This window comes from Streptococcus sp. (assembly GCF_019414905.1).
Lineage (GTDB): Bacteria > Bacillota > Bacilli > Lactobacillales > Streptococcaceae > Streptococcus.
Window position 1 is genome coordinate 1 of sequence record NZ_DXLC01000238.1, and the last position, 5,839, is coordinate 5,839.

Below are 5,839 nucleotides of genomic sequence, written 5' to 3' on the forward strand. Positions count from 1 at the left end.
AAGATATATTTCGGGTTCTTCAAAACAAATTACTAGATTTCTATCAGATTCAATTTTTCGTAAATCTCTCTCCGCTTTATATTTTAATAATGCAAAGACAGCCGATCGAATAACTCCAGTTCCTTGGTGCTCAACTGATGTTTCAATATTACTAAGCATTGTAATATTGAAAGTCGGTTTAATTGTTTTATCAGGATCAGAAAGAACTGTCGTAGCTTTCATAGATATACCTGAAAAAACATTATCCATAGTTTTATTTAGTTCAGACATCATTTTTCCAAATGATGTCTGGTTATTATCAGCATCCATCTCTTCTGATAATAAATTTAAATACTTTTGTGCCTCTTTGTAATTAGTCGAAGACTCTCTAACTTCTGTAAATAGTTCAGAAAGAATAGATTGTAACGCCCCTTTATTTTCTCCTAAATCTTCTCGTCTATCATAAGCAGGGATATATAAAATTTTTGGTAACTTGGTTAATACATTCCCTGCAATACCCCCAGGATTTTCTATCCAAGTTTCATTTTCACTGTAATTATAAAAGTCAAAATAAGACTCATGAGTTTCAAAAAATTCATTTAATTCTTTTTTATTCAATCCTTTTTTGAAATCATTATATGCACTATCCAACTTAGAGGAATCAAATCCACTTTCAATAAATTGTTCTATTGTATTAAACTTATCAAATTCAGGTTTTAATTTTTTCTCTAGACTCTTAGCTTCTACTTTACGAGAACCAGTTTTTGAAAATGTTTTTCTATAAAAGAAACTAAACTTTGTATCTGTTCCTTCTTGATAAGGAAACAAACGCCCTTTAAAACCACGCCAATGTTTTGCCTCTTCACCTATGTCTCGAAACTCAGCGTCCAATACTATGCTATCTGCACTATCACCATTTTCATCTACATAGAATAAGCTCTCATCAACTTTTTTACTATCAGAAAGTAACAATTCCACAGCTTCAAGTGCACTAGTTTTACCGACATTATTCTCACCAATAAGAAATGATGCATCCGAGAATATCAGCTCAGTTTCTTTATGTCGTTTATATCCTTTGATAACAATTTTATGTAATTTCAAGTTTATTATCTCCTAGAATGTTATTTCACCAACTTCTTCATCTCATTAATACGTGCTACGGTCGCGTCGTATTTGGCTTGGTAGTCGGCTTGTTTGTCGCGTTCTTTTTGGACGACTTCTGGTTTGGCATTGGCTACGAAGCGTTCGTTAGAGAGCTTCTTGCCGACCATGTCCAGTTCTTTTTGCCATTTAGCCAGTTCCTTGTCGAGACGAGCCAATTCTTCTTCGACATTGAGGAGGTCTGCCAGTGGCAGGTAGATTTCTGCTCCTGTGATGACGCTTGACATAGCGAGTTCAGGTGCAGGGATGGTTGATGCGATTTCCAAGTGTTCTGGATTTGTGAAGCGTTTGATGTAGTTGACATTGCTGTTAAAGAAGGCTTCCAAGTCGCTATCGCTTGTCTTAACAAGGATGGTGATAGGCTTGCTTGGAGCAACGTTTACTTCCGCACGCGCATTACGAACGGCACGGATCAAGTCTTTGAGACTTTCGACACCAGTGTGAGCCGCAAGGTCTTCAAAAGCTGGGTTGACAGTTGGGTATTCTGCTGTCACGATAGAACCTTCTGAGATTTGTCCAAAGATTTCCTCTGTCACGAATGGCATGATTGGGTGAAGGAGACGAAGGATCTTGTCCAAAGTGTAAAGGAGAACAGAACGTGTGATGACTTTCTCTTCTTCGTTGTCGCTATAAAGGACTTCCTTAGTCAATTCAACGTACCAGTCCGCAAATTCATCCCAGATGAAGTTGTAGAGGATGTGTCCAGCCACACCAAACTCAAACTTGTCAAAGTTTTCAGTAACTTTACCGATAGTTTCATTGAGGTTGTGGAGAATCCAGCGGTCTGTGACATTTCCAGCTTCCTTGTTGACCACTTTTTCGACATTGGCAGTTGCTTGCTCAAGGGTCAAACCTTCATTATTCATGAGGATATAACGAGAGATGTTCCAGATTTTGTTAATAAAGTTCCATGAAGCATCCATTTTCTCATAAGAGAAACGCACGTCTTGCCCTGGTGCAGAACCGTTTGAAAGGAACCAACGAAGGCTATCTGTTCCGTACTTATCAATAACATCCATTGGATCAATCCCGTTACCGAGAGATTTAGACATCTTGCGTCCTTGCTCGTCACGAATAAGACCATGAATCAATGCATTTTTGAATGGCGATTTGCCAGTAAATTCCAAACCTTGGAAAATCATTCGAGATACCCAGAACGGGATAATATCATAACCAGTCACCAAAGTTGATGTTGGATAATAACGTTTGAAGTCTTCTGAGTCGACATCCGGCCAGCCCATGGTAGAGAATGGCCAAAGAGCCGAACTGAACCACGTATCCAAGACATCTTCGTCCTGAGTCCAACCTTCACCTTCTGGAGCTTCTTCGCCGACATATATTTCACCCTCAGCATTGTACCAAGCAGGGATTTGGTGACCCCACCAAAGCTGACGAGAGATAACCCAGTCGTGGACATTTTCCATCCATTGAAGGAAGGTATCGTTGAAACGAGGTGGGTAGAATTCAACCTTATCCTCTGTATCTTGGTTGGCAATGGCATTCTTAGCCAATTGGTCCATCTTGACGAACCACTGAGTAGACAAGCGTGGCTCAACCACGACACCTGTACGTTCTGAGTGGCCAACACTGTGAACAAGTTTTTCGATTTTGACAAGAGCACCTATTTCTTCCAGCTTAGCAACGACTGCCTTACGAGCTTCAAAACGGTCCATGCCTGCAAATTCAAAGGCAAGCTCATTCATAGTTCCGTCGTCGTTCATGACGTTGACTTGTGGCAAGTTGTGACGTTGACCAACCAAGAAGTCATTTGGATCATGGGCAGGTGTGATTTTCACGACACCTGTACCAAACTCAGGATCAGCATGCTCATCTCCAACAATTGGGATTAATTTATTAGCGATTGGAAGGATGACGTTTTTACCAATCAAGTCCTTATAGCGTGGGTCTTCTGGATTGACCGCAACCGCAACGTCCCCAAACATGGTCTCAGGACGAGTTGTCGCAACTTCAAGGGCGCGTGAGCCGTCTTCCAGCATGTAATTCATGTGGTAGAAGGCACCTTCGACATCTTTGTGAATCACCTCAATATCAGAAAGAGCTGTGCGAGCTGCTGGGTCCCAGTTGATGATAAACTCACCACGGTAGATCCATCCTTTCTTGTAAAGGTCCACAAAGACCTTACGAACAGCTTTTGACAAACCTTCATCAAGAGTGAAACGCTCACGAGAGTAGTCTACAGAAAGCCCCATCTTGCCCCATTGTTCTTTGATGGTAGTGGCATACTCATCTTTCCATTCCCAGACTTTATCTAGGAATTTTTCACGACCGAGGTCATAACGCGTAATGCCCTCACCACGTAAGCGCTCCTCAACCTTAGCTTGAGTGGCAATACCAGCGTGGTCCATACCAGGAAGCCAAAGCGTATCAAAACCTTGCATGCGTTTTTGACGGATGATGATATCTTGCAAAGTCGTATCCCAAGCGTGACCAAGGTGAAGTTTCCCAGTTACGTTTGGTGGCGGAATGACGATTGAATAAGGCTTAGCCTTTTGGTCTCCTGAAGGCTTGAAAACATCCGCATCAAGCCATTTTTGGTAACGACCAGCCTCAACCTCGGCTGGATTGTATTTAGGTGAAAGTTCTTTAGACATATTTTTGTCCTTTCTCTATTGTATTCATTTTATTTTGAATTTGCTTAGCAGCTTCTTCTGCAGACAAATTCGTATTATTTATTTTAAAGTAGTGGTGCAGCTCATTCGGTTGATGTCGGGAATTTAATTGAAGTGTTTCAGCGGTCTCTAAAATTTCTCTTTCAGATACCTCAATATGCCGTTTCAAGGGCTTGTGCTTCAACCGGTTCTCCGTTTGATTTCGATGTAAGCGCTCCTCAAGACTTGTTTCCAACTCCACAAAAAGAATCTCTTGATGATAGTCATCCAACAAATCCTGAATTTGCTTCAAATACAGCAGCTGGTACTGATTTGAAAAATCAATTACATCTGTTAAAATTACTGATCGCTGATTTCTTGCACTTGCTCCAAGGAAAGAAAAGGTCATTCCACGAACAAATTCCCACATCTCCTCTGTATAATCCTGATAGATTTCTAGTGCAAAATCGATGGCTTGATGGTTATAAAAGAGGGTAGCATCTGTCAGTCGAGATAACTCTTGACCAATCGTCATTTTCCCAGAAGCCGGAGCCCCAATGATGAAAAGATGCATCAAATTACCTCCCACTCACTACTCAGCAAGCCATATGTCAGGCTGTCACAGCGATTTCCTTGAACATCTTTACGGTCTCGGATACGAGCTTCGAGGGTAAATCCAAGTTTTTCTGCGACTCGTTGACTTTGGACATTATAGTCAAAGCAAGTTAGTTCAATCTTGTGAAGACCCAAATCTTTAAAGGCTAAGTCAATCAAGGCAAGCGTTGCTTCTGGTACATAACCTCGTCCCCAATAGTCTGGATGCAAGGTATAGCCAAGCTCTAGCACATCATCCGCATGGCGATGGTTGAAATCAACAGAACCAATGACTTTATCGGTTCCTTTGACGACAATCCCATAGCCAGATGGGAGATTTTCCTTTTGATTGCGTTCGGGAAGGATATGCTCTAGATAGTAAACCTCATCTTCCAAGGTCTTGACTGAAGGAAAGCCTGCTGGATAGGCAACCTCTGGGAGACTAGCGTAGGTATGGATATCCTCAGCATCTGCCACTGTACGAACTCGTAGGACGAGTCGTTCGGTTTCTAATCGTTCTGGTAATTCAGCTCTTGACATCCTTCATCCTCGCTTTCTTGATGAAGCTCCCCATAGGGTCGACACGATCATCTAAATAGCGATAAACGCGCTGGTGACCGTCCCCCATAAAGTAAGTCGGTGAAAAACGGTCATTTTTAAAATGTCCCTTATCATCCAAGAGTTCAGGATCAGCCAGTCGTTCGATAATCTTGGAAAAGATATGACAGTTTCCATCTTCCTCGATAATCCGATCTACCTGACAGTCCAATACGACTGGACAGGCCTCTAAAATCGGAGACTGAGTCTGTTCAGAAATCTCGTAGTCTAGCCCCAGGTGTTTCAATTTCTCTCGATGACTGATAAAACCAGCCTGCTCCATCTCGAGCATGAGATTTTCATCAGGGATATTCACGGTGAACTGTTGATAATGCTTAATCTGTTCAGTCGCATTTTCTTCAGCACCAACACCAATGACTAGCCAATCTCCCAAGCTATAAGAAGAGCTACAGGTCGTAATATTGTGTCCAAAATTCTGATCCTGATACCCCAAAATGAATATAGGAAAGCCATAGTAGAGTTTACTTGTGTTAAAAGATTGCTTCATAACAACCTCCTTTTACTAAGACGCAAAAGAAAAGCCCTGCCATCTACATGACAGGGACGAATGTACTTATCCGCGGTACCACCCAATTTCGGGCAGTTGCCCGCAACTCTCGTCTTTAAAACAAAAAGACACTTTTATTTTAATTTTTCATCCATTAGCAACCAGTTTTGACACATTTGTGGACTTCTCAGCACCGCCACTTTCTGTAAAATGTGGGATTCAAAACACCTCTAATAGGTTCATTTTAGCAAGTTTTCCTGGAAATAGCAAGAAATCATAAAAGCGATTATTTAAATTTAACTCCTAGTTCTTTCAATTTCTTGATCGTAGCTGGGCCGATTCCTTTAAGGGCCAACAACTCTTTTTCTGTCCAGTTTGCGAAGTCCGCAAC

At 41.5% G+C, this 5,839-nt stretch carries 5 protein-coding genes and 1 pseudogene; all 6 read right to left on the bottom strand.

Features of this window, described 5'->3' with window-relative positions:
* A partial coding sequence (locus QZ359_RS07260) for an AAA family ATPase (RefSeq protein WP_293965040.1) occupies positions 1–1,080 on the bottom strand: 1,080 nt, incomplete at its 3' end.
* Positions 1,081–1,100: 20 nt separating this feature from the next.
* Complete coding sequence (locus tag QZ359_RS07265; protein WP_293965042.1) at positions 1,101–3,752, bottom strand: valine--tRNA ligase; 2,652 nt, start codon at positions 3,750–3,752, stop codon at positions 1,101–1,103.
* Positions 3,745–4,323, bottom strand: a complete 579-nt coding sequence (locus QZ359_RS07270; protein ID WP_293965044.1) for an AAA family ATPase — start codon at positions 4,321–4,323, stop codon at positions 3,745–3,747. Before QZ359_RS07270 ends, QZ359_RS07265 begins: the two co-directional genes overlap by 8 nt.
* Positions 4,323–4,883 (bottom strand): GNAT family protein, encoded by a 561-nt coding sequence (locus QZ359_RS07275; protein WP_293965046.1) that lies wholly within the window; start codon positions 4,881–4,883, stop codon positions 4,323–4,325. Before QZ359_RS07275 ends, QZ359_RS07270 begins: the two co-directional genes overlap by 1 nt.
* Complete coding sequence (locus tag QZ359_RS07280; protein WP_293965048.1) at positions 4,870–5,448, bottom strand: flavin reductase family protein; 579 nt, start codon at positions 5,446–5,448, stop codon at positions 4,870–4,872. Before QZ359_RS07280 ends, QZ359_RS07275 begins: the two co-directional genes overlap by 14 nt.
* A 286-nt stretch (positions 5,449–5,734) precedes the next feature.
* Positions 5,735–5,839 (bottom strand): annotated as a pseudogene (locus QZ359_RS07285) (helicase); the annotation flags it as partial.